This is a genomic window from Vibrio sp. 1078-1 (genome assembly GCF_033340475.1).
In genome coordinates this window covers 1-529 of sequence record NZ_JAWOWM010000842.1, presented here as the reverse complement: position 1 = coordinate 529, position 529 = coordinate 1, and the positions used below count along the sequence as shown (strand labels likewise).

General features: G+C 46.5%; 1 pseudogene. It reads right to left on the bottom strand.

Going from position 1 to position 529, the window contains the following annotated elements:
• A pseudogene (locus tag R7190_RS30395) lies at window positions 1-529 on the bottom strand (protein BatD); the annotation flags it as partial.

Below are 529 nucleotides of genomic sequence, written 5' to 3'. Positions count from 1 at the left end.
CGCTTTTTCCAGATTATCAATGCAACTGCGGAAGTAAGAATCCACAAGCCTGCAAAAACAAAAGTGAGCGTTTGCCAGAGTTTATCGACGCCATGTTGTTGGGCAGGAGCTGCATTTGAAACGGTTGGTATAGGAAGCGCGGTTTCAGGTAAGGTAATCAAGCCTGCATCGCTTTGTTCCACATTCAGTTTCAGCTCAGACAAGTTTGCCTGCTTTGCTTCATCGCTTTTACTGTCCCACCAATTCAGTGCGTAGCCTGGCAGCGTGAATTCGCCAGCTTCTGTTGGGATCAGCACTTGTTTTACCGTCATGATTACCGTGCCATCTCTTGCTGTGTCGAATTGAGGCTGTTCAGGGTAAACGCGTAAGGAGTTTGGGTAATCCATAGTAATACGCGGTAAGTATTCGGCTTGTGTACCGCGAGCTTTGATTTGAATGGTACGAGTAATAGACGAACCTTGTTTCACGTTATTTACCGTATTGGCGGATAGCGTATTGCCTTGATCGTCTTGCCAGCTCTGAGTCATTT